Raw genomic sequence first — 25,697 nt, forward strand, 5'->3', positions numbered from 1 at the left:
CCCCCCGAGCGGGCGGACCGTACGTTCCCCCGGGTCGGTCGGCGGGGTCTCCTCCCGACGGACCGGCGGCGTCCACCCGCCGCGCTGACCTGGGGACCAACGACGTACGGGAGCCGGACCTTGTTGCTGCTGGAAGCGTCCGACGAGCTCGTCGAGCCCCGGACGGAGGTCGTCGCCCGCCGGCGTTTCTGGTCCGTGGCGCGCCTCCGGGGTGAGGGCACCGCCGCCCGCCGTGCCTGGCGGAAGACCTACGTGCGCCGGATCCTGCTGGGCGACGCCCTGGTCGCCGTGCTGGCCGCCCTGGTCGGTCGGCTGCTGCCCGACCAGGGGCCGCTCGCCGCGCACGGCGGCCCCTGGCCGGTCGTCGTCCTGCCGTTGGTCTGGGTGGCCGCGATGGCGGTCGGCCGCAGCTACGAGGAGCGCTTCCTCTGGGTCGGCCCGGAGGAGTTCCGCCGGGTCTTCTTCTCCGCCGTCCTGCTGCTGGCATCGGTGGGCACGGTCTCCTGGGCGTTCAAGCTCGAGGTCGCCCGCAGCTTCGTCGTGGTCGCGCTGCCCCTGGCCACCGCGCTCGGCCTGCTGCAGCGCTACGCCCAGCGCGCCTGGCTGCACCACCAGCGCACGCACGGCCGGTTCCAGCAGACCGCGATCCTGGTCGGCCACCGCAACGGCGCAGCCGAGCTGCACGCCCAGCTGGTCCGCCAGGCCCGGCACGGCCTCCGGGTGATCGGCGTCTGCCTCCCGTCGGCCGAGCCCGCCGGCACCGTCTTCGACGGGCTGCCGGTGCTGGGCGGCTTCACCGACATCGCCGACGTCGTCCGCCGGTACGAGGTGGACACGGTCGCCGTGCTGCCCTCACCGGAGCTGGACGGCGCCGCCCTGCGCCGCCTCGGGTGGGACCTGGAGACCACCGAGGCCGAGCTGCTGCTGGCCCCGGCGGTGACCGAGTTCGCCGGCCCGCGGGTGGGCATCCGGCCGGTCAACGGGCTGCCGCTGATGCACCTGGAGCGGCCGGAGTTCCGCGGGCTGCGCCGCGTCACCAAGGACGTCTTCGACCGGTCGGTGGCGCTGGCCGCCATCGTGGTGCTGCTGCCGGTGCTGCTGGTGCTGGCCGTGGCGGTCAGGACCACGAGCCGGGGCCCGGTGTTCTTCCGGCACGAGCGGATCGGCCGCGCCGGCCAGCCGTTCCACGTGCTGAAGTTCCGCAGCATGGTGCCCGAGGCCGACCAGCGGATGGCGGCGCTAATGGCGCAGAACGAGGGCAACGCCGTCCAGTTCAAGATGAAGCGCGACCCGCGGGTCACCCGGGTGGGCGCCGTCATGCGGCGCTGGTCGCTCGACGAGCTCCCGCAGCTGTTCAACGTCCTCGGCGGCACCATGTCGCTGGTCGGCCCGCGGCCGCACGTGACCCGCGAGGTCGAGCAGTACGGCTTCGACATGCGGCGCCGCCTGCTCGTCAAGCCCGGGATCACCGGCCTGTGGCAGGTCAGCGGCCGGTCGGACCTGTCCTGGGACGACTCGGTGCGGATCGACGTCCGGTACGTGGAGAACTGGTCGCTCGCCCTGGACCTGATGATCCTGGGCAAGACCCTGGGTGCGGTGGTGCGCGGCTCCGGGGCCTACTGACGCCGACCCGCCGCATCGGCGCGGGGGTGCGGGGCCGGAGGATGGCACCCACCCCCGCCCGGACGGAGACCGACGTTGACCGGCACCGATCACGACCTCGCCCGCACGCTGGCCACCCGGGCCGGCGAGCTGCTGCTCACCGTGCGCGGCCGGGACTTCCCCGACGCGGCGGCGCGCAAGGCCGCCGGCGACGGGGAGTCCCACCGCTGGCTGGCCGAGCAGCTCGGTGCACTGCGCCCCGGGGACGCCGTGCTCTCCGAGGAGGCCGCTGACGACCCCGCCCGGCTCACCGCCGACCGGGTCTGGATCGTCGACCCGCTCGACGGCACCCGGGAGTTCTCCGAGCTGGAGCGCACCGACTGGGCGGTGCACGTCGCGCTCTGGGAACGGGGCGACCTGGTCGCCGGGGCCGTCGCCCTGCCGGCCGAGGGCACCACCCTGGGCACCGCCGCCGTCAGCCCGCCGCCGGCCCGCCCGGACGGCCCGCTGCGCCTGGCGGTGAGCCGCAGCCGCCCGCCGGCCCTGGTCGCCGACCTCGTCGCGCAGCTCGGTGCCGAGCCGGTGGCCATGGGGTCGGCCGGGGTCAAGGCGATGTCCGTCGTCCGCGGGGCGACCGACGCCTACGTGCACGGCGGCGGCCAGTACGAGTGGGACTCCGCCGCACCGGTCGCGGTGGCCCGGGCCGCCGGGCTGCACACCAGCCGGCTCGACGGCTCCCCGCTGCGCTACAACCGGCCCGACCCCTACCTGCCCGACCTGCTCGTCTGCCGGCCCGAGTACGCCGAGGAGCTGCTGGCCGCCCTGGCGGCGGGCGCCCGGGGCTGAACCCTGGAGAATCGGCAGCCCCGACCCGGTCAAGCACCGGTGCGGACCTGCCGATCACGAGGACATGCCGTGGTGGGGGTGGGTGCTGGTCGGGTGGACGACGCTCGCGGTCGTCGTCGCCGTGCCCCTGGGCATGGCCCTGCGGATCGCCGAGCTGCGTTCGCGGGGGCAGACCGGCCCGCTGCCGACCGGCCTCCGCCTCGCCTTCCGGACCCGTTCGCGCCGACGCCGGCTCCCCGTGCCGCCGCTGTCCGCCGCGCTCATCGGTGTCGGGCTCAGCCTGCAGGCCGTCGGCCTCGGGCTGCGGCTCGCCGGCAACGACCGCGGCGCCGCCCGTTACCTGTCCATGGACGCCCCGCTGTCCGTCCCGCGGATGTGGGTCGCCGCCCTGCTCGCCACGGCCGCCGTGGCCGCCTTCGTCGGCGCCGCCCGCGCCACCGAGCGCCGGCCGTGGTGGCTGGGCGTCGGGGTCGTGGCGGCCCTGGCCGCCCAGGTCAAGGGCGGCGGGACCGTGCACGTCGAGGCGCTGCGGACCGCCGGTCTGGCCGGCCGGCCGGTGCTGGCCACCGCCGTCAGCGCCGGCATCGCCGTCGTGACCCTCGCGGTGCTCTGGTGGCTCAGCCGCACCGAGCGGCGCGACCGCCGGCGGGTGATGACCGCCTTCGCGATCTACGCCGGGGCCGCCGTCGTCCTCTCCGGGGTCTCCGCCGTCGTCGGGTCGGCGTCCGGTGCGTTCCCGTGGGCCGCCGTCGCGACGTTCGTCGAGGAGAGCGGTGAGGCCGTCGGTGCGGTCGCCGTGCTCACCGCCGTCCTCGTGGGGGTCGCACCCCGGCTCGTGCTCCCGGCCGACTGGGCGCTGCGCCGCCGCGCCGACGCCGAGACGGTCGACGCCCCCGGTCAGCTGCCGGCCTGGCGCACCGGCCCCGAGCGACTGCCCGGCTGGTCCGGCTCCTGATCCTCACCCCGCGAGGAGGTGCGCCAGCACCCGCCGGGCGCTCTCCTCGGGGGACAGGTCACGGGTGTCGATGGTCAGTTCGGCGTCCGTCGGCTCCTCGTAGGGGTCGCTGATCCCGGTGAAGCCGGTGATCTCCCCGCGCCGTGCCTTGGCGTACAGCCCCTTGCGGTCGCGGGCCTCGCACTCGGCCAGCGGGGTGGCCACGTGCACCAGCACGAATGAGCCGGGTCCGGCCTGCTCCTCCACCAGCCGGCGGGCGTCGGCGCGGGTGGCGGCGTAGGGCGCGATCGGTGCGCACACCGCCAGCCCGCCGTGCTTGGCGATCTGCGCGGCCACCCAGCCGATCCGGCGCACGTTGGTGTCCCGGTCGGCCTGGGAGAAGCCGAGCCCGGCCGACAGGTGGGTGCGCACCACGTCGCCGTCCAGCAGGGTCACCGTGCGGCCCGCTTCCAGCAGGAGCTCCACCAGGCGCCCGGCGATCGTCGACTTCCCGGCGCCGGAGAGCCCGGTGAACATGACCACCCGGCCGCCGGTGCGCAGCGGCGCCGGGTCGAGCCGGTCGCCCAGCAGCTGCGCGCCGTAGGCGGCGGCGACCTCGGCCCAGCCGGCCTCCGGTGCCGCCGCGGTCACCGGCACGGGGACGACGACGAGCGCACGCCCCTCGGCCCACGGCGCCCAGGCCGCCGAGGCCAGCGACAGCGCGGCCGAGTCCGGCGAGGTGCCGGCCGCGGGGAGCAGCACCAGCAGCTGGTCGGGCAGGTCCGTGCCCTCGGCCGGGGGTCCACCCACCCAGGCCTGCGGAGCCGGCCAGCCGCGCTGGGCCAGCTCGGCCCGGACGGCGGACGGGGCACGCCAGCGCGGGATCTCCCGCACGGTCAGCCCGCCGTCGTCCCGGGTGGCGACCAGCACGCCCTCGGCGTCCTCCAGCTCGGCGGCCGGCGGCACGGCGGGTGCGCCGGCCACGAGGCCGAAGCCGTACCGCGCGAGCGCGGCGAGCTCGGTGTCGGTCAGTCGGGCCCGCGTCTGTGCCATGCAGGGAGTCTGGCAAGCACCGGGTGACCGGGCCTGACCCGGCCGGGTGCGGACGTCACATGCCGGGGCGGACGACCCCGCAGCGGCAGGCGTAGAGAGAGGCGCTGCTGAACGGGTCGTCCCCGGTGCGGCGGTAGCGGTGCAGGTGCACCGGCGACGACCCCCGGCGGGCCGGGCGGAGCACCCAGGGCAGCCCGGCGGCAGACGCGGGGAGCGGCGATGCGAGGAAGCGCACGGGCTGAGTGTGGAGCCCGTCGGCCCGCCGCGGAAGGGCCCGGGCACCAACAGCGGATGAACTGCGTCACCCGGATGGGGTGGCCCGGACGGGTGGTCCAGGGGCGGTGGTCACCGAGCGTGGTCGACGCCCGGGGCCCGCCCACCGCCGCTGCGCCCGGTCGGCCGGGCGCAGCGGCGGCCGAAGTCAGCGGGGGTCGGGCCCGGCAGGGTCGCGCGCGGTGCGCTCGTCGGCGGCCCGCTGGGCGGCGAAGCCGGACTGCAGGGCGTCGGCGAGCGCGAGGGCGGAGTCAGCGGGACCGGCGACCGGAGCGTGTGCAGTACGCGTCATGACCGAAAGCTAGGGCGCTTGCGGTGGTGCGGGGACGGCGACACACGGTCGGCGTCCGTTGCGAGTTCATGACGGGGTGCACGCCCTGTCACACCGGCCGCCTGCGGGGAGTCAGGCCTGCTGCGTGCGGGCGAGCAGCTCCGTGGCCGAGCGGGTGTTGATCACCCGGTCGGCCGGTACGCCGCACTCCACCGCCCGGGCACAGCCGGCGTCCTGCCAGTCCAGCTGGCCGGGGGCATGGGCATCGGTGTCGATGGCGAAGTCGCAGCCCAGCTCCACCGCCTGGCTGAGCAGCCGCCGGGGCGGGTCGAGGCGCTCGGGGCGGGAGTTGATCTCCACCGCCGTCCCGTGCTCGACGCAGGCGCGGAAGACGGCGTCGGCGTCGAACTCGCTCTCCGGCCGGGGGCGCTGGGTGCCGTTGCGCTGCTTGCGGCCGATGACCAGACGCCCGGTGACGTGCCCGAGGACGTCGGTGTGCGGGTTGGCGACCGCGGCCAGCATCCGCTCGGTCATCTGGGCGCGGGGTGCGCGCAGCTCGGAGTGCACGCTGGCGACGACGACGTCCAGCCGGCCCAGCAGTTCGTCGGTCTGGTCCAGGGAGCCGTCGGTGAGGATGTCGCACTCGATGCCGGTGAGGATGCGGAAGGGCGCCAGTTCCTCGTTGAGCGCGGCGACCACGTCCAGCTGCTGCTCCAGCCGCTCGGGGGTGAGCCCGTTGGCGACGGTGAGCCGGGGGGAGTGGTCGGTGAGGGCGAGGTACTCGTGGCCGATGCCGATCGCGGCCTCGGCCATGTCCCGGATGGGGCTGCCGCCGTCGGACCAGTCGGAGTGGGCGTGCAGGTCGCCCTTGAGCGCGGCCCGCAGCGCCGCGGCGTCGTCGGCCAGCGGGGTCAGCTCGGCGTGGGCCTCCTCGAGCCTGGCCAGGTAGGCCGGCAGCTCGCCCCGGTGGGCCTCGAGGACGACCGCCGCGGTCTTGTCGCCGATGCCCTTGAGGTCGGTGAGCGTCCTCGTCGCGACCCGGCGGTCGAGCTCCGCGTCGTCCAGGGCGGCGACGACGGTGGCCGCCGTCCGGAAGGCCTGCACCCGGTAGGACGGCTCGCGGGCGCGTTCCAGGAGGAAGGCGATCCTCCGGAGCGCGCCCGCGGGTGTCAGTGCCGTGCTCATGCGGTCAGCTCAGTGCGTGAGCTTCTTCGCCTGCTTGGTCGCGCGCTTCTGTGCCTTGGCGGCCCGCTTCGAGGCCTTGGTGTAGCTGGCCTCGGCTGCAGCGGCGGCGACACCGGCGGTGCGCTTGGCGCGCCAACCCACCGACGGCTTGCCCTCGGTGTCGACGGCGGCGATGAGGAGGCCGCCCAGGATGCCGACGTTCTTCACGAAGTTGCTGGTCTGCCCGAAGCGCTCCTTCGGGTCCTCGTGCTCCCAGAAGCGGTGGCCGGCCAGCGTGGTGGGCACCAGGGAGGTGGCCAGCGCGAGGGCGGAGAAGCGCGGGAACCGGCCGAGGGCCAGCAGCGTGCCGGCGCCCACGTGCACGCCGGCGTTGATCTTGACCCACTGCTCGACGTCGCGAGGGAGCTCGACGGGGAGCTGCTTGTCAGCGATCTCGGTGATCTGTTCGACGATCGGTGCTGCACCGGGCACGCGCGACTGCGGGTTCCGGAGGGTGTTGATCCCCCCGTAGATGAACGTGGCGGCGAGCATCGGCCGGGCGATCCGGCGGACCAACATCTGTGACCTCTTCCCATCGGTGACGTCAGCGGTGCGGTGCCCTGGTCGGGACCTGGGCAACCGCTGCATCGGAACCGTAGTGAGAAGTGGCGATCACCGCCGGGCGAGCGGCCCCCGGTTGGAGGGGACCGGGGTCAGTGGCTGGGCTGCGGGCTGCGCGCGCCCAGGACGTCGGCGACCGTCAGGTCGGCGGGCAGGCCGACCAGGTGGTCGGTGAAGGGGGCACGCTCATCGGCCATGCGGACGCACCCGCCGATGACGAGTGCGACGACTCCGGACACGGCGGCCCACGACAGGGCAACGACAGCGACGATCACAGGTACTTCGTACTGGGCGCAGGCCGTGGTCAGGCCGGTGTCCGCACGGCAGAACCTGACCAAGCTGGGTGATCGTCGTTGGGGGTTCGCGCACGGACGACGCCTGTCGGTCGCCCGGCCGAGACGGGTGGGTCGGGAGGATGGCGCTGTGACGGGAGAGGTGTCGGGAGCGCGTCCGTCGCCGCGGGACGCGCCCCCTCGGCCGGCCCGCTGGGTGCTGGCGCCGGCGGCGGTCGGCGGGCTGCTGTTCAGCCTCGGGCTGCTGGTCGAGGTGCGCTGTGCGGTCGACCGGTGCCCGGCTGCCGGGTGGTCCCGGTTCCTCGCGCTGGACGCGCCGGGGGCGCTGCCCCGGCTGTTCACGGCCGCGGTGTTCCTCGCGGTCGGGTCGACGGCCGCGCTCGCCGTGGCCGGGTCGGCGGGGCGGGCGCGGTGGTGGTGGGCGGTGGTCCTGGGCGTCGGCGTCGTGCTCGGGACGGCGAAGGCGGCCAGCGCCTCCTCGGCGGCGGAGCAGAGCGGCGGCAGGTACACGACGTTGGCCGTGGGCGTGCTGCTGTCGGCGGTCGGGCTGCCGCTGCTGTGGCGGGCCGGACGGCGCTGGGCGGTGCGCGGCGCGACCCCGGTGACCCTGGCGTTGACCGGTTGTGCGGTCGCGGTGTTGGGGCTGGACCAGGTGACCGCGTTGGTCCGGTGGACGACGAGCTCGCCGGTGGCCCTGGCGGTGGCGACGGGCGTGGAGGAGGGCGGGGAGGCGGTGGCCGCACTGCTGCTCCTGGCCGCGACGTCGGCCTGGCGACCCCGGCGGGTGCGCCGGGGCGGTCGTCAGTCGTAGGGGCTGGTGAGCACCGAGCGGGCCTGCCGGACGGTGAAGGTGGTCGGTGCGCCGTCGGTGGTCGTGGTCCCGGGGACGTCGGCGCTGACCCCGCCGTCGACCGAGTAGGTCGCGCCCCAGGTGGTGGTGAGGGAGGCCGTGTAGGTGCCCGAGGAGTACTCGTGGGTGATCGTCTGGCCGGGGTACGCGGCGCCCGGGTCGGTGGTGGTCAGGGTCGTCCCGTCGCCGGTGCGCCAGGTGTAGCTGACCGCGGTGGCGGTGATCAGGACGTCGAACCCGCGGATGTCGACCGTGAACGTCTGAGTCGTCGGACTGTCGGTGAAGAAGATGACCGGCAGGCCGACCAGCGCCTCGCCCGGTGGCTGCTGGCGGGTGGTCAGCTGGGGGAGCGGGAGGGTCTGGAAGTAACGGAAGACCTCCGCCGCCGACGGCGGCGGGTTCAGATCCGTGACATCAACACAGGAGATGCCCTCGTTGATCTGACCCCCATAGGGTTGGCCGACTGAAATGGAGCTGTCCGGAGCGAGTCCCCGCAAGGGTCGGTAGTCATCTTGGACCAGGCGCTGCGCCAGCACGTAGTACTCCGTGACAATTCGGTCGGGTGTCTCAGGGCACGGCTCGATGCCTGGTTGACAGCCGCCCAGCGGAGTGTCGGTGAAGTCGCAGGGCCGGACCAACTGATACTCGTACTCCCGGATGGGGCCACTCAGGCTGGCCCGCCGCAAGCTTTGGCCCGGGGTGCCATCCACATAGCCAGCCAGGACGGCCCCGTCCCCCAAGCCGACGTCAGGATCGGGGGACGCGCACGACAGAGATTCACATGCACTAGCCGGGGAGCTAGATAGCCACGTGGCTATAAGAAATGTGGCTACCAATATTGTGCGCCGAGCGGTCATGCTAGCTGTTAATCAGCAATTGGTTGATGAACCATGCGTCAACCTGATCGCTCCACGTCATCAGTGCACCAGCATTCATGCCAGCTGCGGCAGCTTGTCCACGGCCAACCACAGGACTGCCGTCGGGCGCAAATATGCTCACGTCCGCCTGGTCGACCGTGAAGGAGAATTCGGCGGTGTTGCCGCTTAGTGCTGGCGGGCTCATCCCCTGGATCGTTAGTTGACCGCCTGTATAGCTATTCCCGGCCGACGCGTCCTCGTCGTAGCGGTCGGCGATGAACTCACAAAACTCGCAGTCTCGGCTGAGGTCTCGGAGTGTTTGACCGCTTACTCCAGCCTGGTGTGTGACCAGCTCCAGGTAGTAGCGAAGCGCAGCCTCGGCGCCGGCGGGGGTCTGTTCGCGGGCTTCGGCGGGCATGGGGAGATCGGGTGGGCCGAGGGGTGGGAGTGCCTCGCTGGTCTCGGTCGACGAGGGGGCTGCCTCGGGCAGGGTCTCGTTCGCCGTCTCCCCGCGTGAGCAGCCGCCGAGCACGGCGATCGCCACGGCCGCTGCCACAGCTGCCCGAACCGGCCGCATGCGTCGTCCTCCCTGCTCCACCCGACTGAGGTCGTCAGGAGAGTACGCAGGTCAGCGGCTTGCCGCGTCGCCCGAAAGGTCGAACTGTGGACGCTAGAGCTCTGGTGCACCAGTGCAGCCAGAGCACTAGCACCACGAGGTGCAGCATGCGGCCCGCCGGCCGTGCTGGCGGTGGAGGTGGCCCGGCCGCGGCCGGGGGTGCCGGCTACCTGTCGGCCGGCTCCGCCCGGTGCACGCGCCCCCAACGCTGGCTGGCCAGCGCGATCCCACAGCCGAACGCCATCCCGGCGACCACGTCCCCCGGGTAGTGCACGCCCACGTGCACCCGGGACCACCCCACTCCGAGCGCCAGAGGCGCGATCAACGCCCCGGTCACCGGGCTCTCCAGCGCGACCCCCGTCGTGAAGGCCGCCGCGGACGCTGAGTGCCCGCTGGGGAAGGACGATGAGTGCGGTGCCCGCCGCAGGGTCCGTTCGACCTGTACGGCCGCGAGCTCCGGCCTGACCCGGCGGAACACCCGCTTGACGACGCCGTTCACCAGCGCGCTGGACACGGCCATCGCCCCCAGCCCACGCAGTGCGGCCCGGCGCAGATGGCCAGGCCGCAGCGCGAGGACGACGCCGATCAGCGCCCAGAGCTTGCCGTGGTCTGCCGTGACCGACAGCCGGCGCAGCCACCGGTCGGCCGGCGTCGTCGGCAGCCTGCCGATGCGCTCGAACAGCGTCGCGTCCCAGTCGCGGGGGTGGAGCACCCGGCGTCGGCCCCTCAGGTGCGCTGGCGGGCGCGGTACGCGGCGACCGTGGAGCGGCTCGCGCAGGTGTTCGAGCAGTACCGCCGGCTGGCGTTGCGCGAGGTGTCGACGTAGACGTGCCCGCAGCCCTCGGCCGCGCAGACGCCCAGACGCTGCCAGCCGTGCTGAACCACGACCTGAGACAGGCCCATCGCCACGGTCGTGGTCAGCTGCTCGACCACGCCGGCGTCGGGGCGGGCGTAGTGCAGGTGCAGCTCGCCGTCGTGGTCGGTGGCATAGGGCCTCGGCGAGGCCAGGGCCAGCAGGGCGTTCAGCCGCGCCATCACCTCCGGTTCGCTGTCGGCCTCGGCGACGTCGCGCACCAGTGACGACGTCTGCGCGACCGCGGTGGCCTCGGTGGACCCCAGCTCCAGCGCCGTCCCGGCGGTGAACCACTCGTGGTGGGCGTCGAGGAACAGCTGCACCCAGGCCGGGTCGTCGCGCTCGGCGTTGGCCAGGTCGATGGCCAGTTCCACGGCGTTCGACCCGTAGGTGTCGTAGTCCATTTGACTCCCTACTCGTTGGTCCGTAGCCTTCGGCACCTGTAGGCGGTCAACAGCATCTGACCACCTACAGATTCCCTCTCGCACGTCTCGAAGTGAGCTCAGTCATGCGTTCGTACCTCGCCGTGTGGCGGTTGCCGTCCGCCCCGGCGCTCCTGCTCGCCGGCTTCGCCGGACGACTGCCCTCCTCCATGGTGCCGCTCGCACTGCTGCTCATGGTGCAGCAGCAGACCGGCTCCTATGCGATCGCCGGCGGGGTCTCCGCCACGTACGGCGTCGCGACCGCGGTGATGGCGCCGGTGCTGGGCAGGCTGGCCGACCGGCGCAGCCCGCGCCAGGTGCTCCTCGTCCAGTCGGCGGCCTACCCGCTGCTGCTGGCGCTCATGGCCGCCGCCGTCCTCGGTGGTGCATCGCTGCCCTGGGTGTTCGCGGCCGCGGCCGCCGTCGGGGCCAGCACCCCGCTGGTCTCGGGCACGGTCCGGGCGCTCTGGTCGCGGGTCGATGCCCGGGTCCGCCCCACGGCCTATGCCCTGGACGCGACCGCGACCGAGCTGGTGTTCGTGGCCGGCCCCACGCTGGTCGCGGCGCTGACGTTCCTGACCCGGCCGGCGGTGGCCCTCGGCGTGGCCGGTGTGCTGGGTGTCCTCGGTGCGCTGGGGGTCGCGACGAGTGCGCCGATGCGCGCGTGGCGCCCGGTGGTCGCGGAGCGTCGCCGGCTGCTGTCGACCGTGACGACCCCGGGCATGCCGCGCATCCTGCTGAGCGGCACCGCACTGATGTTCGGCGTCGGCGGGCTCGAGGTGGCGGTGCCGGCGTTCGCCGACGACGCCGGCTCACCCGGCATGTCCGGCCTGCTGCTCGCCGTGTGGGCGCTGGGCTCGGCCGGGGGTGGCCTCTGGTTCGGCGCCCGAGTGGTCAGCGCCTCGCTGCCCCGCCAGTACCGCTGGTGCCTGCTGGGCGTGACGATCGGCCTGGCGCCGCTGGCGGCCATCTCCGACCCGTGGGTGCTGGGCGCCCTGCTCTTCCTCGGCGGGACGGCGATCGCCCCCACCCTCACGGTGCAGAGCTCGCTCGTCGGCTCGATCGCGCCCGCCTCGGCGGTCACCGAGGCGTTCACCTGGCTGTCGACCGTGACCTTCGGGGCGTCGGCGATCGGTGCGGCGGTCGGGGGCGCGCTGATCGAGACCTCGGCCGGCGTGGCCGGTGCGCTGCTGATGGCCACCGGTGCCGCGGCGCTGGCCGTGGCGGTCACGCTCCTGCCCGGGCGCCGTTCTGACCTGCCCGTTGCCTCTCGGCGGGACGTCGTCCCGGCCTGATCGACGGCGGCTCCCGACCCCGGTTGGGAGCCGCCCGCACGCGCTGGTAGCCTTTCTCCTCGGTGGTTCCGGGGAAACCCGGTCCCCGGGAGGCTTCGCCTAGTCCGGTCTATGGCGCCGCACTGCTAATGCGGTTTGGGTTCATCCCCATCCCGGGTTCAAATCCCGGAGCCTCCGCGCGACAACTGAACACGCACCACGCGCCCGTAGCTCAACGGATAGAGCATCTGACTACGGATCAGAAGGTTAGGGGTTCGAGTCCCTTCGGGCGCACGTCTGGTTGAGACAGCACCACGGCCCCGCACTCCTGGCGAGTGCGGGGCCGCAGTGTGTTCTGGGGCGTGTCAGGCCGGGGTGGTCCCGCCGTGCCGTGCGCCGAGGTCGGCGAAGACGTCGGCGTTGAGCCGGAAGGCCAGCGACACCTCGGCGATCACCCGGTCCTGCTCCGCCGCGCTCCACGGCGCGGCGTCGAGCGCGGCCCGGTAGGCGTCCTTGAACGGCTTGGGCTTGGGGATCTGGTCGAACACGTAGAACCGCAGCCCGTCCCGCTCCAGGCCGAACGTGCGACCGACCAGCCGGCGGATGATCTGCCCACCGGACAGGTCGCCGAGGTAGCGCAGGTAGTGGTGGGCCACCAGCCCGGCCGGCCAGTCGAAGGCCACCTCCCGCAGCCGGGCCACGTACCGCTCGGTGGCCGGCAGGATCGCCAGCTCGCGCCGCCACTCCGGCCCCAGCAGGAAGGCCAGGTCCGCCTCTAGCGCGGGCAGCCGGACCAGCCCGGGGTGCAGGAACGGGCGCACCTCGGGGGAGTCGGCCTGGGCCTCGGCCGCCTCCTCCAGCACGGCGTAGACCGCGTGGGTCTGGCCGAGGAGGTCGGCGTAGGCGGTGCGGGGGAGCTCACCGGCGAGCAGTGCGGTGACGAACCCCGAGCCCTCCGCCGCGGTGTGGTCGGCCTGGGTCGCCTCCTTGAGCCGGGCGGCGAACCCGGGGATGGCGGCGAGGGTGCTGGTCATCGGTGGGTCTCTCTGATCGTCACGGGCGTGGAGCCGGCGGGGGAGGGGCGGGGGCCTAATCGGTGGGCGTCCGTCGGCGTCGACGTGGCGTCCACCATGCCGTGACGACGGCCAGGAGCACCAGCATGGCGGTCGTCCGGTCCGGACGGCCGGCTCAGCGGGGGCGCACCACCGTCTTGGTCACCTGGCCGGCGGCGACCAGCACCCCGTCGACGCTCGCCTCGGCGCGGAGGAACGCCACGGACCGGCCCAGCCGCAGCAACGTGCCGGTCAGCCGCACCTCTGCCCCCGGCTGCACCGCGCGCAGCAGCGAGCTCGTCGCGTCGTGGGTCACCGCGTTCTCGCCCGGGCCCAGGTGCGGGAGCAGGTGGACGTAGGCGGCGACGTCCAGGAGGGCCGCCACCAGCCCGCCGTGCAGCACCCCACCATTGTTCAGTGCCGGCGGCCCGACCGGGAGCACCAGGCCGGCCGCGGGGTCGGCCGGATCGGCCAGCCGCAGGCCGAGCCAGGCGTGCAGCGGGACGTCGAGCACGCCCTGGACCCGTTCGGCCAGCAGCTCCTGCGCAGCAGTCACCCGAGCGACCGTACGGCCCGATGCGGGCCCCGCCACCCCTGCGGGCGGCGGCATGGCGAACATGACGATCTCGTTGAGAAGTGCCCTGAGCGTGCATGGACCGGCGATCCCGGAGCACGGTGGAGGACAACCCACCGTGGCCGATGGGCAGGAGTCGGCTGCGCACGTCAGGAAGAGGTGCAGGTCATCGCCGGAGGTGGAGTCGGGCCCCCGGGTGGCCAGCCCTGGCTGTTGCCGGCTGCCGAGCCGGTCGCCGCCCGGCCGCGCGGCCGCAGCGTCCTCGTCCTCCGCCTGGTGATCGCCCTCGTGCTCGCCGGCGGTCTGGTCGCCGGGGTCGTCGCACCCTGGATCGGCGGGGTCAGCGCGCTGGCCGAGCGGGGTGCCGCCCTCGTGCGTCCCCTCGAGACCGCCGCCGTCGACACCCGGCTGCCCGGGAACACGCGCGTCCTCGCCGCGGACGGCTCGCTGATCACCGAGTTCTACACGCACAACCGGCTGCCCCTCACCGGCGAGCAGATCGCCCCGGTGATGAAGGACGCGCTGATCGCCATCGAGGACGCCCGGTTCCGGGACCACCCGGGCGTGGACTCTCGCGGGCTGCTGCGGGCGCTGGCGCGCAACATCGCCGCCGGCGAGGTCGCCGAGGGCGGCTCCACGATCACCCAGCAGCTGGTCAAGCAGCTGCGGCTGCAGACGGCCGAGGACGCCGACGGGCGGGCCGCGGCCACGGCCGACACCGTCGGGCGCAAGTTGCGGGAGGCGCAGATCGCCCTGGCGGTGGAGGAGCAGTACACCAAGGAGGAGATCCTCACCCGCTACCTGAACACCGTCTACTTCGGGAACGGCGCCTACGGGGTCGCCGCGGCCGCGCAGCGCTACTTCGCCACCACTGCCGACCAGCTCACCCCCGCCCAGGCCGCGATGCTGGCCGGGCTGGTCCGCAGCCCGGCCTACTACGACCCGGTGACCGCGCCGGAGCCGACGAAGGAACGCCGGGATCTCGTGCTGCGCCGGATGGCCGAGGTCGGCCTGCTCGACCAGGCCGCCGCGGACGCCGCCCGGGCCGAGCCGCTCGGCGTCGTCGACGGGGGCAGCGCGCCCAACGGGTGCACCGAGGCGACCGTCGGTGGCTTCTTCTGCGGGCACCTGCTGAAGGTGCTCGCCGAGCAGTACGGCCTGACCACCGAGCAGTTGCAGGCCGGTGGGCTGACCGTGCGCACCACGCTGGACCCGGCACTGCAGCGAGCCGGGGACGCCGCCGTGGTGCAGACCCTGCCGCTGGAGGACTCGCGCGCCGCTGTCTACGTGAACGTCGAGCCCGGCACCGGCCGCGTGCTGGCCATGTCGGTCAACCGCAGGTACGGGCTCGACCCGGCCGACCCGACGCAGACCACCTTCGACCTCCCGGCCGCCGCCGGTCAGGGCGCCGGCTCCACCTACAAGGTGTTCACCGCCGCGGCTGCCCTGGAGCAGGGCTTCGGGCTGGACTTCGAGCTGCGGACGTCGGACCCCTACGTCTCCAGCGTCTACCGCGACGGCGACGGCCCCTACGACGTCCAGAACGCCGGCAACTACCCGCGCCGGCTGGACATGGAGCAGGCCCTCTACCGCTCCTCCAACACCTACTTCCTCGCCCTCGAGGACGCGCTGGGCAGCGTCGAGGGGCCGGTGCGGGTGGCCCAGCGGCTGGGGTTGTCCAGCCTCGACCCGATCGCCGACCAGGTGATCGAGGAGAACCGGGGCTCGTTCACCTTCGGCGCCGAGCCGACCAGCCCGCTGGCCCTGGCCAACGCCTACGCCACCCTCGCCGCCCGCGGCACGCACTGCGAGCCGCGGCTGGTCGAGTCCGTCGTCGACCGGGCCGGCGAGCCGCTGACCGGGCCGGACGGCCAGCCGCTGGTCGGCGGGCCCCAGTGCACCGGCGAGGTGATCGCACCGGGCATCGCCGACACGCTCAACCACGCGCTGCGCAAGGACGTGGAGCCGGGCCACCCGGGCGCGACCGGTCGCCGGGCCTACGTCCCCGGCCACCAGATCGCCGGCAAGACGGGGACCAGCCAGGGGAACTACTCGGTCACCTTCGTCGGCTACACCCCGCAGCTCGCGGCGAGCGTGATGGTCTACGACCCGGTCCGCAACCAGGACGTCGGCGGGTTCGGTGGCGGCAAGGCGGCCACCATCTGGCACGACGCGCTGGCGCCGGTGCTCACCACCCGGCCGGTCGCGGCCTTCCCGCCGCCGGACCCGCAGTACGTGCGCAGCGAACGCGCCACCGTGCCGGGCGGGTGCGTGGGCGCCTGGGCGGACGGCTGCACCGGCCTGCTCGCCGAGCGCGGCTTCCAGATCGCCCGCGTGGTCGTGGACGGCGCCCGGCCCGCCGGCCGGGTGGTCGGGCTGACCCCGTCGGGCGGTCGGTCCGTCCCGCCGGGTGGCCAGATCACGATGTACGTCAGCAACGGGGCCGACTACGCGCCGCCGCCGCCGGTGCGCACCCCCGCACCGCGCCCCGCGCCCGCGCCGGAACCGGCTCCCGCGCCCAGCCCGACGCCGGAGCCGACCCCTGAGCCGGCGCCCGAGCCGGCTCCTGCCCCGGAGCCCACGCCCGAGCCCACGCCCGAGCCGGCCCCGGAGCCGACGCCCACACCCGAGCCGACCCCCGCCCCGGAACCGGCCCCTGAGCCCGGTCCGGAGCCGACGCCTGCGCCGGGTCCCGCTCCCGAACCGGCCCCGGGACCGGAGCCCGCTCCCGAGCCGGCCCCGGATCCCGATCCCGTCCCTGAGTCGGAGTCCAGGTCGGAGCCGGGCCCTCAGCCGGAGCCGGAGCCCCAGCCGGAACGCGCGCCAGAGCCCGCACCCGAGCGGGCGCCCGCACCTCAGCCGGAACCGGCGCCGGCACCTGAGCCGGCCGGCTGACGGCGGAGCGACGTGTGGTGGGCGGAGGGCCGGTCCTGACGGTCTGGCCGCGTTGGTCGGTCTCTCCAGCAGTGGAGAGCCACTCGTAGCCGGCTCCCCCGCCCACAACAACTGTGACCCACAGCACAATCGGACGTCAAGAGGTGGACGGCGAGCCCCCGTCGCCACGCGGCACCACCAGCACCGGCACGGTGGCGGCGCGCAGGATCTTCGTCGCAGTCGAGCCGAGGAACACCCGCCCCGCCGGCCCGAGGCGCGAGGACCCGATGACCAGCACGTCGCCGGGCGCCCAGGTCACGGCGGCCACCGCCCCCGCCCAGCCGGCACCCCGGCCCTGCACGGTCTCCGGGGTGGGCCCGGGCCCGGGCCAGTCCGCGACGACGTCGTCCAGCGAGCCCTGCACCCGGCTGGCCCACTCCTCGCTGACCACCTGCTCCAGCGGCACGCCGGTCTCCGACGGCAGCAGGGCGGCGCGCTCGGGCACGAAGGTCGCCAGCCGGACCGGCACCCCCCAGCGGCCGGCGAGGACGCGGGTGGCCGCGAGCGCGTCGGTGGAGCGGGCGGCGTCGGCCCACGTGCAGGTGAGCCGGGTGGGCTCCGCCGGCGCCGACCACGCCCGCGGGGCCAGCGCCAGGGGCACCGGCGAGCTGTGCAGCAGCGGCTCGGCGACCGAGCCCGCCGCGAACCGGCCCTCCGGCGCCTCGGTCGCGGCGCCCAGCACGAGGACCCGTGCCTGGTACCGGTGGGCCGCCTCCACCAGGCCGGCGGGCACCGAGGACGCCGGGACGACGGCGGTGCGGACGTCCTCGACGCCGGCCGCACGCAGCGCGGTGAGCGCCTCCGCGTGCCGGGTGGCGGTCAGGGCGGCCCGCCACTGCCGGTACTCGTGGTCGAGCCGGGAGATGGTCCCGTCCGGCGGGTCGAGCGGCACGACCGTCGTCACGACGACCGGGGAGCCCTCCGCGCCGGCCAGCCCAGCGGCCAGCCGCAGTGCGGCGTCGTCCCCGCCGCTGTGCTCGGCGGCCTCCAGGCCCAGCAGGACGGTCATCGGGCACCGGGCTGCGGGGAGGTGATCACGATCCGCACTGTGCCCCGCGCACGCCGACCTGACCACCCCGGACGGTCATCTCGTCCCCGGCGGGTCAGGGACGACGGCGCAGGACCTCCCGGGAGAGCTGGTCGACGGTGGTGTGCCCGGTGAGCCCCAGCGTCAGGTCGAACTCACCGAGCACGTCCTCGACCACCTGTCGGACGCCGTCCTCACCGGCCACGCCCAGACCCCAGGCGTAGGGCCGCCCCAGCAGCACCGCCCGGGCGCCCAGGGCGACGGCCACCAGCACGTCGGCGCCGCTGCGCACCCCGCTGTCGAAGAGCACCGGCACCCGGTCGGCGACGGCGTCCACGACGTCGGGCAGGGCGTCCAGCGAGGCGATCGAGCGGTCGACCTGCCGCCCGCCGTGGGTGCTGACCACCAGCCCGTCGACGCCCTCGTCGACCGCCCGCCGGGCGTCGTCGGGGTGCAGCACGCCCTTGAGCACGATCGGCAGCCGGGTGCGCTCGCGCAGCCAGGCGAGATCGGCCCAGGTGAGCGAGGGCCGGGAGTAGATGGCCTGGAAGGTCTCGACGGCGGCCCGGGGCAGCGGTGAACGCAGCGCCTCGGTGAGCGGCATCGAGGTGGCCGCCGACCAGGCCCTGGCCATGCCGACCAGGGCCCGGACGGCCGCGACCGTCGGCCGGGGCTGCCGGTCGACCTCCCCGGCCGCCGTGGCGGTCGGCGGCGCGGTGGTCGCGGTCGCGCGCTGCTCCACCAGCCGGCGGAACACCGGGTCGGAGGTGTACTGCGCGATGCCCTTGCCGAGCGCGAACGGCAGGTGGCCCAGGTCCAGGTCCCGGGGACGCCACCCCAGCATCGTGGTGTCCAGGGTGACGACCACTGCATCGCAGCCGGCCGCCTCGGCCCGGCCGAGCAGGCTCTCCACCAGCTCGTCGGAGGTCGACCAGTACAGCTGCATCCAGCGGGGCGCGTCGCCCATCGCCGTGGCGGTGGTCTCCATCGGCACCGAGGCCTGGTTGGAGAAGACCATCGGCACCCCGACCGCCGCCGCGGCCCGGGCGACGGCGAGGTCGGCCTCGGGGTGCACCAGTTCGAGTGCGCCCACCGGTCCGAGCAGCACCGGGGCGGGGAGCCGCCGTCCGAAGAGCTCCACCGAGGTGTCCCGCCGGCTCACGTCACGCAGCACCCGGGGCACGACCGACCACCGGTCGAACGCCTCCCGGTCGGCGCGCGCCGTCGCCTCGTCGCCGGCGCCGCCGGCCACGTACCCGTACGCCCGGGCGTCCAGCCGCCGCTTCGCCTCGCGCGCCAGTGCCCGGTAGGCGGTGGGCACCCGGGGGTGGCGGCCGTAGACGCCCGCCCGGTAGATGTCGCCCTGCCGCCGCCGCCCGGTCCCTGCCGCTGAGGTCATCGGCCCACCGTAGTGACCGAGGTCTCCCCGCTGGTCCCGAGACCGCCACAGGCGAGAGCCGGGGCCGTGGACGGTCGGCGCCCCGGTCGACACGCCCGTGGCGACACGCCAGTGGGGCGGACGTGACGGGTGTGGCGTACTCGCGGCTGGTCGGCGCCACGGGGCATGGTGGAGACAGTTGCTGGGCAGGACGACTGCACGTCGCAGAGCAGTCGTCCGCCGGGCGCTGGAGAACGGGGGACCACCGTGCCGCTGACGCGCCCGGCCGCCCGCCCGGCGCTGACCGCCGGCCTCGCCCTCGGCGCGCTCCTGGTCGCCGGGGTCGCCGCGGCCGGTCCTGCCGCCGCGCTGGAGGACCCACGGCGCCCGACCGCGACGGTCACCCACGGCCCCAGCTGCGGCCCGGCCGTCGTCCGGGTCCAGGTCACCAACGGCACCGAGCCGCACCGGGTCGCCCTGGTCTTCGACGGGGCCGAGCAGCAGGACGTCGCCGACCTCGGCCCCGGCGAGCAGGCGGAGCTGACCAGCGAGGACGTCGACTGGGGCGTCACCGTCGAGGTGTCGGTGACGGTCGCGGACCCGGACGGGACGGTGGAGCAGCCGCTGCACTTCCAGACCTACACCCGGCCGAGCGAGGAGGACTGCGCGGCGGTCATGCCGCCGCCCACCCCGACCCCGACGTCGGATCCGTCGACGCCCGCGCCGGCCCCGCCGACCGCCACCCCGGTGCCCTCCACACCGCCTCCGTCGAGCCCTCCTCCCTCGCCCCCCGAGTCCTCGCCTCCTGAGTCCTCGCCTCCTGAGCCCTCGCCTCCCGAGCCCTCCAGCACGCCGCTCCCGCCCGTGACGTCGAGCCCGATGCCGTCACCCGTGCCGTCCAGCACGACGCCGTGGCCCCGGGCCCCGTCGACGGGGGCGCCCGCGCCGCCCTCGTCCCTGCCCACCACCCCACTGCCCACCACGGCAGCACCCGGCACCGCCGGCGGCGCGCCGACGAGCACGTCCACGACGGGGTCCGGGGCCGGGTCCGGTGGTGCGTCCCGGCCGCGCGGTGACGCGAGCTGGTCGCCGGTGGCGTCGGTGTCCCCGGGTGGGGTGGTGACCGTGCGGGCCAGCGGCTTCCTGCCGGGTGAACCGGTCGACGTCCGCCTGGCCGGAGACGGGGAGCTGCTCAGCACCGTCACGGCGGCGGCCGACGGCAGCGTCGAGGCGGTCGTCCAGATCCCGCGCGGGATCGCGCTGGGCGCGGCCACGCTGGAGTTCGTCGGCGGCGAGTCCGCGGCGACCGCCGGGGTCGACCTGGAGGTGGCCGCCCGCGCCGCACCGGTGACCGAGCAGACCGGTTCACCGGTGGTCCTCGCCGCCGGACTGGCCCTGCTCACCGTGGCCGGGTCGATCGGGCTGGTGGGTGTGCGCCGGTCGCGGAGCGGGCACCCCGGGGGCCGACGGTGAGCGGGCAGTCCGGCGGACGGCACCGGGACGAGCACTGCGAAGGAGACGTGGACCCACCGATGGACCAGCCTGCGGACCGGCTGCACGACGGCGCACCACCCCGGGGGGTGCCCCGGGACATGCGGGGTCTGGCAGCTGCCGGACCGAGCGCGCCGGAGACCTGGCTGCGGATCGTCCAGGTCCACGACCGGATCACCCGGCGGGTCGACTCGGCGTTGCACCGGCAGCACGGGGTGTCGCTCACCGGCTTCGAGGTGCTGCGCCGGGTGTCCGAGTCGCCGGCGGAGCACGCGTCGATGGGCGACCTCGCCGAGGCGGTCGGCCTCTCCCGGCCGGGGATCACCAGCACCGTCAACCGCCTCGTCGAGGACGGGCTGGTCACCCGGGAACGGTTGGACGGCGACCGGCGGCTGCTGCACGCCCGGCTGACCGACACCGGCCGGGAGCGCGTCCGCGCGGCCATGGCCACCCACGACGACCTGGTCGCCCACCTGCTGACGATGCTCGGCGACGACGCCGCCGTGGTCACCGATGCGCTCGCCCGGGTGTCCTCCGCCACTCGCCGGCCGCGCTGACCGAGGACTCCACCGCCCGTCGGGTGGACAGCCGGACAACTTAAAGCCCGTAGTGTTTCGGGGACGATCTCCCGGGAACGAAGCCGGGCATGTCCGGTGCCCTCTGCAACTGCACGGTCGTCGTGCCGACGATCGGCCGGCCGTCGCTGGGCGTGCTCCTCGACGCCCTGACCGACGCCACCGGCCCGCGTCCGGCCGAGATCGTGCTGGTCGACGACCGGCCCAGCGGCGAGCCGCTGCGCCCGGAGCGCCCGGGCCTGCCCCCGGTCGGGGTGGTGCGCACCGGCGGCGGTGGGCCGGCGGTGGCCCGCAACCTGGGCTGGCGCACCGCGCGCACCGAGTGGGTCGCCTTCCTGGACGACGACGTCGTGCCCGACCCCGACTGGTACGCCCGGCTCGCCGAGGACCTGGCCGCCCTCCCGGCCGACGCGGCCGGCACCCAGGGCCGGGTGCGGGTCCCGCTGCCTGCCGACCGTCGCCCCACCGACTGGGAGCGCGGCACCGCGGGGCTGGCCACCAGCAGCTGGATCACCGCCGACCTGGCCTACCGACGGTCCGCGCTGGCCGCGGTCGGTGGGTTCGACGAGCGCTTCCCCCGGGCCTTCCGGGAGGACTCCGACCTGGCGCTGCGGGTCATGGACACCGGGTCGGCGCTGACCCGCGGCGAGCGGTGGATCACCCACCCGGTCCGGCCGACCGACCGCTGGGTGTCCGCCCGGGTGCAGGCCGGCAACGCCGATGACGTCCTCATGCGCCGGCTGCACGGGCCGACCTGGCGGGCGCGCGCCGACGCCGCCGTCGGCCGCCGTCCCCGCCACCTCGCCGTCACGGCGGCCGCGGTGGCCGCCCTCGGGCTGGCCGCCGCGGGACGGCCGCGGGCCGCGGCGCTCGCGGCCCTGGGCTGGGCCGCCGGCACCGCCGAGTTCGCCTGGGCGCGGATCGCCCCCGGGCCGCGGGACCGTGCCGAGGTCACCACCATGCTCGCCACCAGCGCGCTCATCCCGCCGCTGGCCAGCTGGCACGTCCTGCGCGGCGTCGTGCAGCACCGCACCGTGACGCCGTGGCGCGGCCTGCCCGACCTGGTGCTCCTCGACCGCGACGGCACGCTGGTGCACGACGTGCCCTACAACGGCGACCCGGCCCAGGTGCGCCCGGTCGACGGCGCCCGCGAGGTGCTGGACGCCCTCCGTGCCCGCGGCGTGCGCATCGGCCTGGTCACCAACCAGTCCGGCGTCGGCCGGGGGCTGATCACCCGGGCGCAGGCCGACGCGGTCAATGCCCGCGTCGCCGAGCTGCTCGGCCCCTTCGACACCGTGCAGGTGTGCCCGCACGCGCCCGAGGACGGCTGCGACTGCCGCAAGCCGGCGCCCGGCATGGTCAAGGCAGCCTGCGCCGAGCTCGACGTCGACCCCTCCCGCGTCGTCGTCATCGGTGACATCGGTGCCGACGTGGAGGCGGCCACCGCGGCCGGCGCGGCCTCGATCCTGGTGCCGACGACGGTCACCCGCCCCGCCGAGGTGACCGCCGCGGCACACCGGGCGCCCACCCTGGTCGAGGCGGTCGAGGACGTGCTGGCGGGCGCCTGGTGACCCGCACCGTCCTGGTCGCCCGGCTGGACAACGCCGGCGACGTGCTGCTGCAGGGCCCGCTGGTGCGGGCCGTGGCCGCCGGCGCCGACCGGGTGGTCTTCCTGGCCAGCCCGCAGGGCACGGCGGCCGCCGAGCTGCTGCCCGGCGTCGACGACGTGCTGACCTGGCACTGCCCGTGGATCGACGGCGCACCGCAGCCCGTGGACGCCCAGGACATCGCCGCGCTCGCCGACCGGGTCCGCGCCCTCGGCGTCGACGAGGCGGTGGTGAGCACGAGCTTCCACCAGTCGCCGCTGCCGCTGGCCCTGGTGCTGCGCACCGCCGGGGTGCGGCGGATCTCCGCGATCAGCGTCGACTACCCCGGTTCGCTGCTCGACGTCCGGCACCGGGTGGAGGACGACCTGCCGGAGCCGGAACGGGCCCTCTCGCTGGCCCGAGCCGCCGGCTTCGAGCTGCCGGCCGGTGACGACGGGCTGCTCGCCGTGCGCCGTCCGTTGCCGGTGACCGGCCAGGAGCCGGGCTACGTCGTGCTGCACCCCGGCGCCTCGGTGCCCGCGCGGGCCTGGCCGGCCGAGCACTGCGCGGAGGCGGTCGAGGCGCTCTCCGACGCCGGCTGGCGGGTGCTGGTCACCGGCGGGCCGGGGGAGCGGGCGCTGACCGCGGCCGTCGCCGGCCGGCGGGGCACCGACCTCGGCGGGGCCACCACGCTGGCCGAGATGGCCGCGCTGCTCGACGGGGCGGCCGCCGTCGTCGTCGGCAACACCGGCCCGGCGCACCTGGCCGCCGCCGTCGGCACGCCCGTCGTCTCCCTCTTCTCCCCGGTCGTGCCGGCCGTGCGGTGGGCGCCCTACGGCGTGCCCACCGTGCTGCTCGGCGACCAGTCCGCCCCCTGCCGCGACACCCGGGCCCGCGAGTGCCCGGTGCCCGGTCATCCCTGTCTGACGTCGGTGAGCCCAGCCGACGTCGTCGCCGCCGTCGACAAGGTGGTCGCACCATGAAGGTCCTGCTCTGGCACGTGCACGGCTCCTGGACGACGTCGTTCGTCCAGGGCTCTCACGACTACCTGCTCCCCGTGACACCCGATCGCGGCCCCGACGGTCTCGGCCGCGCCCGCACCTGGGAGTGGCCGGCGTCCGCCCGCGAGGTCACCCCCGACCAGCTGCGCGACGAGGACGTCGACGTCGTCGTGCTGCAGCGCCCCCGCGACCTCGAGCTGGTCCGTGAGTGGCTGGGCCGCGAGCCCGGCCGTGACCTGCCGGCGGTCTTCCTCGAGCACAACGCCCCGGACGGCGCGGTGCCGAACACCCGGCACCCGCTGGCCGACCAGTCGGCGATCCCGATCGCCCACGTGACCTTCTTCAACCAGCTCTTCTACGACAACGGCAGCGCGCCGACGACCGTCATCGAGCACGGCATCGTCGACCCGGGCGAGCGGTACACCGGCGAGCTGGCCCGGGCCGGCGTGGTGGTCAACGAGCCGGTCCGCCGCGGCCGGTACACCGGTGGCGACCTGCTGCCGCTGCTGTCCGCGGCCGCGCCGCTGGACGTGTTCGGGATGGGCCTGGCCGGGCTGCACGAGCGCTACGGGCTGGATCCCGACCGGGTGGGCCTGCACGACGACCCGCCGCAGGCCGCCATGCACGACGAGCTCGCCCGCCGCCGGGTCTACGTGCACCCGGTGCGCTGGACCTCGCTGGGGCTGTCGCTGCTGGAGGCGATGCACCTGGGCATGCCGGTCGTCGGGCTGGCCACCACCGAGGCCGTCGAGGCGGTGCCGGCCGAGGCCGGGGTGCTCTCCACCCGGCCCGAGCGGCTGGCCGAGGCCATCCGGCACTTCGTCGCCGAGCCGGACGCCGCCCGGCTCGCCGGCAAGGCCGCCCGCGCCGCGGCGCTGGAGCGGTACGGCCTGGACCGGTTCCTGACCGACTGGGACACGCTGCTCGCGGAGGTGACCCGATGAGGATCGACCTGGTGAGCGAGCACGCCTCACCGCTGGCCGCGATCGGCGGCGTCGACGCCGGCGGGCAGAACGTGCACGTGGCCGCGCTCGCCGCCGGCCTGGCCCAGCGCGGCCACCAGGTCACCGTGCACACCCGCCGGGACGACGCCGCGCTGCCCGACCGGGTGACCACGGCCGACGGCTACGACGTCGCGCACGTCGCCGCCGGGCCGGCCCGGGTCGTGCCCAAGGACGAGCTGCTCCAGCACATGGCGGCCTTCGCCGACGTCCTGCGCGCCGAGTGGGCGACCACCCGGCCGGACGTGGTGCACGCGCACTTCTGGATGAGCGGCCTGGCCTCGGTGCAGGCCGCGTCCGGCCTGGGCATCCCGGTGCTGCAGACCTTCCACGCGCTCGGCTCGGTCAAGCGCCGGCACCAGGGCGACGCCGACACCTCGCCCGAGCAGCGGATCGACCTGGAACGCGGGCTGTGCGCCGACGTCGACCACGTGGTCGCCACCTGCAGCGACGAGGTGTTCGAGCTGCGCCGGCTCGGGCTGGCCAGCGACCGGGTGTCGATCGTGCCGTGCGGGGTGGACACCGACGTCTTCACCCCGCACGGCCCGGTCGCCCCGCCCGCCGGCCGCCCGCGGCTGCTCGTGCTCGGCCGGCTGGTCGAGCGCAAGGGCCAGGAGGACGCCGTCCGGGCGCTGGCCGCGGTCCCCGACGCCGAGCTGGTCGTCGTGGGCGGCCCGCCGACCGACGAGCTGGACACCGACCCGGAGGTCGGCCGGCTGCGGGCGATCGCCGCCGAGCTGGGCGTCGCCGACCGGCTGGTCTTCACCGGTGCGGTCTGCCGGGGAGACGTGCCGGGCTGGATCCGCTCGGCCGACGTCGTCCTGGCGGTGCCCTGGTACGAGCCGTTCGGGATCACCCCGCTGGAGGCGATGGCCTGCGGCCGGCCGGTCGTGGCCACCGCCGTCGGCGGGCTGGTCGACACCGTCGCCGACGGCGTGACCGGTGACCTCGTCCCACCCCGCGACCCCGACGCCCTCGGGCAGGCGCTGGCCGCCCTGCTCGCCGACGACGAGCGGCGGGTCGCCTACGGCGCCGCCGGCGTCACCCGCGCCCGGACCCGCTACCGCTGGTCCCGGGTCGTCGCCGACACCGACGCCGTGTACCGGCAGGTGGTCTCCGCCCGGACCCCGGTGGAGGCCGCCCGATGAA

The 25,697-nt window shown here is 75.2% G+C and carries 25 protein-coding genes and 2 tRNA genes; 14 read left to right on the forward strand and 13 right to left on the reverse strand.

Features of this window, described 5'->3' with window-relative positions; all coding sequences use genetic code 11:
• Nucleotides 1-120 precede the first annotated feature (120 nt).
• The 3 genes from O2V61_RS01235 (at nt 121) to O2V61_RS01245 (ending at nt 3,403) form a co-directional block, all read left to right on the forward strand.
• Nucleotides 121-1,623, forward strand: coding sequence for a sugar transferase (locus tag O2V61_RS01235; RefSeq protein ID WP_269181524.1), 1,503 nt, complete (start codon nt 121-123; stop codon nt 1,621-1,623).
• A 75-nt stretch (nt 1,624-1,698) separates the two neighbouring features.
• The gene (locus O2V61_RS01240) at nt 1,699-2,448 is read left to right on the forward strand and encodes a 3'(2'),5'-bisphosphate nucleotidase CysQ (RefSeq protein ID WP_269181525.1); all 750 of its coding nucleotides are present in this window, start codon (nt 1,699-1,701) and stop codon (nt 2,446-2,448) included.
• A 64-nt stretch (nt 2,449-2,512) separates the two neighbouring features.
• Nucleotides 2,513-3,403 carry a hypothetical protein gene (locus O2V61_RS01245; protein WP_269181526.1) on the forward strand — a complete coding sequence of 297 codons (891 nt, stop codon included), beginning with the start codon at nt 2,513-2,515 and terminating at the stop codon, nt 3,401-3,403.
• A gap of 3 nt (nt 3,404-3,406) precedes the next feature.
• Here O2V61_RS01245 and cysC read toward each other — a convergent pair whose 3' ends face one another.
• From cysC to O2V61_RS01270, 5 genes are all read right to left on the reverse strand, one after another.
• Nucleotides 3,407-4,435: an adenylyl-sulfate kinase gene (cysC, locus tag O2V61_RS01250; protein ID WP_269181527.1), complete on the reverse strand. Its 1,029-nt coding sequence runs from the start codon at nt 4,433-4,435 to the stop codon at nt 3,407-3,409.
• A gap of 55 nt (nt 4,436-4,490) precedes the next feature.
• Nucleotides 4,491-4,670, reverse strand: coding sequence for a hypothetical protein (locus O2V61_RS01255; protein WP_269181528.1), 180 nt, complete (start codon nt 4,668-4,670; stop codon nt 4,491-4,493).
• Nucleotides 4,671-4,856: 186 nt separating this feature from the next.
• Nucleotides 4,857-5,000 (reverse strand): hypothetical protein, encoded by a 144-nt coding sequence (locus tag O2V61_RS01260; RefSeq protein ID WP_269181529.1) that lies wholly within the window; start codon nt 4,998-5,000, stop codon nt 4,857-4,859.
• Between the two features lie 111 nt (nt 5,001-5,111).
• On the reverse strand, nt 5,112-6,164 hold the full coding sequence (locus O2V61_RS01265) for a PHP domain-containing protein (RefSeq protein ID WP_269181530.1): 1,053 nt from the start codon (nt 6,162-6,164) through the stop codon (nt 5,112-5,114).
• Nucleotides 6,165-6,173: 9 nt separating this feature from the next.
• Nucleotides 6,174-6,722: a DoxX family protein gene (locus O2V61_RS01270; RefSeq protein ID WP_269181531.1), complete on the reverse strand. Its 549-nt coding sequence runs from the start codon at nt 6,720-6,722 to the stop codon at nt 6,174-6,176.
• A 465-nt stretch (nt 6,723-7,187) separates the two neighbouring features.
• Between O2V61_RS01270 and O2V61_RS01275 the strand changes: the two genes are divergently transcribed.
• A complete protein-coding gene (locus O2V61_RS01275) occupies nt 7,188-7,868 on the forward strand; it encodes a hypothetical protein (RefSeq protein ID WP_269181532.1) in 681 nt (226 codons plus the stop codon).
• On the opposite strand, the gene O2V61_RS01280 is transcribed toward O2V61_RS01275, so the two are convergent.
• From O2V61_RS01280 to O2V61_RS01295, 4 genes are all read right to left on the reverse strand, one after another.
• Nucleotides 7,859-8,443: a hypothetical protein gene (locus O2V61_RS01280; protein WP_269181533.1), complete on the reverse strand. Its 585-nt coding sequence runs from the start codon at nt 8,441-8,443 to the stop codon at nt 7,859-7,861. The genes O2V61_RS01275 and O2V61_RS01280 overlap by 10 nt on opposite strands.
• Before the next feature lie 322 nt (nt 8,444-8,765).
• On the reverse strand, nt 8,766-9,308 hold the full coding sequence (locus tag O2V61_RS01285; protein ID WP_269181534.1) for a hypothetical protein: 543 nt from the start codon (nt 9,306-9,308) through the stop codon (nt 8,766-8,768).
• Between the two features lie 238 nt (nt 9,309-9,546).
• Entirely contained in the window at nt 9,547-10,092 is a 546-nt protein-coding gene (locus tag O2V61_RS01290; RefSeq protein WP_269181535.1) for a phosphatase PAP2 family protein, read from the reverse strand.
• A 14-nt stretch (nt 10,093-10,106) separates the two neighbouring features.
• The gene (locus O2V61_RS01295) at nt 10,107-10,637 is read right to left on the reverse strand and encodes a CGNR zinc finger domain-containing protein (protein WP_269181536.1); all 531 of its coding nucleotides are present in this window, start codon (nt 10,635-10,637) and stop codon (nt 10,107-10,109) included.
• A gap of 104 nt (nt 10,638-10,741) precedes the next feature.
• On the opposite strand from O2V61_RS01295, the gene O2V61_RS01300 reads away from it, so the two are divergent.
• The 3 genes from O2V61_RS01300 to O2V61_RS01310 all read left to right on the forward strand — a co-directional run bounded on the left by O2V61_RS01300 (nt 10,742) and on the right by O2V61_RS01310 (nt 12,223).
• Entirely contained in the window at nt 10,742-11,950 is a 1,209-nt protein-coding gene (locus O2V61_RS01300) for an MFS transporter (protein WP_269181537.1), read from the forward strand.
• 88 nt (nt 11,951-12,038) lie between these two features.
• A tRNA-Ser gene (locus O2V61_RS01305) sits at nt 12,039-12,127 on the forward strand.
• Nucleotides 12,128-12,150: 23 nt separating this feature from the next.
• Nucleotides 12,151-12,223 (forward strand) — tRNA-Arg (locus O2V61_RS01310).
• A gap of 71 nt (nt 12,224-12,294) precedes the next feature.
• On the opposite strand, the gene O2V61_RS01315 is transcribed toward O2V61_RS01310, so the two are convergent.
• Both O2V61_RS01315 and O2V61_RS01320 read right to left on the reverse strand, forming a co-directional pair.
• Entirely contained in the window at nt 12,295-12,963 is a 669-nt protein-coding gene (locus O2V61_RS01315; protein WP_269181538.1) for a biliverdin-producing heme oxygenase, read from the reverse strand.
• 154 nt (nt 12,964-13,117) lie between these two features.
• Nucleotides 13,118-13,537, reverse strand: a complete 420-nt coding sequence (locus O2V61_RS01320; RefSeq protein ID WP_269181539.1) for a PaaI family thioesterase — start codon at nt 13,535-13,537, stop codon at nt 13,118-13,120.
• Nucleotides 13,538-13,768: 231 nt separating this feature from the next.
• Here O2V61_RS01320 and O2V61_RS01325 point away from each other — a divergent pair, with 231 nt between their 5' ends.
• Nucleotides 13,769-16,450, forward strand: a complete 2,682-nt coding sequence (locus O2V61_RS01325) for a penicillin-binding protein (protein ID WP_269181540.1) — start codon at nt 13,769-13,771, stop codon at nt 16,448-16,450.
• A gap of 136 nt (nt 16,451-16,586) precedes the next feature.
• Here O2V61_RS01325 and O2V61_RS01330 read toward each other — a convergent pair whose 3' ends face one another.
• Nucleotides 16,587-17,498 (reverse strand): universal stress protein, encoded by a 912-nt coding sequence (locus tag O2V61_RS01330; protein ID WP_269181541.1) that lies wholly within the window; start codon nt 17,496-17,498, stop codon nt 16,587-16,589.
• A gap of 94 nt (nt 17,499-17,592) precedes the next feature.
• On the reverse strand, nt 17,593-18,915 hold the full coding sequence (locus O2V61_RS01335; protein ID WP_269181542.1) for an alpha-hydroxy-acid oxidizing protein: 1,323 nt from the start codon (nt 18,913-18,915) through the stop codon (nt 17,593-17,595).
• A gap of 246 nt (nt 18,916-19,161) precedes the next feature.
• On the opposite strand from O2V61_RS01335, the gene O2V61_RS01340 reads away from it, so the two are divergent.
• The 6 genes from O2V61_RS01340 to O2V61_RS01365 all read left to right on the forward strand — a co-directional run bounded on the left by O2V61_RS01340 (nt 19,162) and on the right by O2V61_RS01365 (nt 25,696).
• Nucleotides 19,162-20,367 (forward strand): hypothetical protein, encoded by a 1,206-nt coding sequence (locus O2V61_RS01340; protein ID WP_269181543.1) that lies wholly within the window; start codon nt 19,162-19,164, stop codon nt 20,365-20,367.
• A 59-nt stretch (nt 20,368-20,426) separates the two neighbouring features.
• A complete protein-coding gene (locus O2V61_RS01345) occupies nt 20,427-20,942 on the forward strand; it encodes a MarR family winged helix-turn-helix transcriptional regulator (protein WP_269181544.1) in 516 nt (171 codons plus the stop codon).
• Nucleotides 20,943-21,031: 89 nt separating this feature from the next.
• The gene (locus O2V61_RS01350; RefSeq protein ID WP_269181545.1) at nt 21,032-22,531 is read left to right on the forward strand and encodes an HAD-IIIA family hydrolase; all 1,500 of its coding nucleotides are present in this window, start codon (nt 21,032-21,034) and stop codon (nt 22,529-22,531) included.
• Complete coding sequence (locus tag O2V61_RS01355) at nt 22,528-23,529, forward strand: glycosyltransferase family 9 protein (protein WP_269181546.1); 1,002 nt, start codon at nt 22,528-22,530, stop codon at nt 23,527-23,529. The genes O2V61_RS01350 and O2V61_RS01355 overlap by 4 nt, the downstream gene beginning before the upstream one ends.
• Nucleotides 23,526-24,491, forward strand: coding sequence for a glycosyltransferase (locus O2V61_RS01360; RefSeq protein WP_269181547.1), 966 nt, complete (start codon nt 23,526-23,528; stop codon nt 24,489-24,491). The genes O2V61_RS01355 and O2V61_RS01360 overlap by 4 nt, the downstream gene beginning before the upstream one ends.
• A complete protein-coding gene (locus O2V61_RS01365) occupies nt 24,488-25,696 on the forward strand; it encodes a glycosyltransferase (protein ID WP_269181548.1) in 1,209 nt (402 codons plus the stop codon). The genes O2V61_RS01360 and O2V61_RS01365 overlap by 4 nt, the downstream gene beginning before the upstream one ends.
• The last annotated feature ends 1 nt before the right edge of the window (nt 25,697 follow it).

Origin of the sequence: Modestobacter sp. VKM Ac-2985 (genome assembly GCF_026967925.1) — a bacterium.
Classification (GTDB): Bacteria; Actinomycetota; Actinomycetes; order Mycobacteriales; family Geodermatophilaceae; genus Modestobacter.